This is a genomic window from Streptosporangium fragile, assembly GCF_039534445.1.
In the GTDB taxonomy this organism is placed as follows: domain Bacteria; phylum Actinomycetota; class Actinomycetes; order Streptosporangiales; family Streptosporangiaceae; genus Streptosporangium; species Streptosporangium fragile.
In genome coordinates this window covers 1-660 of record NZ_BAAAVI010000188.1, presented here as the reverse complement: position 1 = coordinate 660, position 660 = coordinate 1, and the positions used below count along the sequence as shown (strand labels likewise).

Annotated in this window: 1 protein-coding gene; it reads left to right on the top strand. The window is 76.7% G+C overall.

What is annotated here, in order from left to right; translation table 11 throughout:
• A partial coding sequence (locus ABD841_RS40575; RefSeq protein ID WP_486389216.1) for a serine/threonine-protein kinase occupies nucleotides 1-660 on the top strand: 660 nt, incomplete at both ends.

The window sequence follows — 660 nt, the reverse complement described above, 5'->3', positions numbered from 1 at the left end:
GCCCGGTGCCCCGGTGGGGCGGGCCTTCACCCCGGGCTATGCCCCGCCCGAGCAGATGCGCGCCGCCGCGTACGCGCCGGCGCCGGGTGTGGCGGCCGATCTGTACGCCCTCGGGGCGACGCTGTTCTTCCTGGCCACCGAGTGTCATCCGCTGCTGGCCGAGGACCGGCCGGACGGGGCGCGGTCGTGGGACGCGCGGGTGGAGACGCTGGTGTGCGTCGCTGCCGCGGGCGATCCGGTGGCCACCGCGCTGGCCCCGGTGATTCTGGGGCTGATGCGGGAGGATCCCGCCCGGCGCTGGGACCTGCACCGGGTGGAGGCGTTCCTGGACCGGATGGCCACCGGGCTCCCGCCCACCACGATGGGCGCCCGGCTGCCGGGCGCCGATGAGCAGGACCGCCTGCTGCGTGACGGGCTCACCCACGTGCTGCGGACCATGTCGCCCGCGCAGATCGCCGATCCCCTGCCGGGGGGCAGGCTGTGGCCCGTCACGGGGTTCGGCGCGACCGCCGACCCGTGCGCGGTGCAGTACGGCGCGGCCGGGGTGCTCACGCTGTTCGCCTCGCTGGTGGAGGTTGCGGGTGAAACGCCCGTCCTGCCGGATCTGCGGGCCGGTCTGACGGCGGGGCTGCGGGATGCGGCGCGCTGGACGGTGCGCCG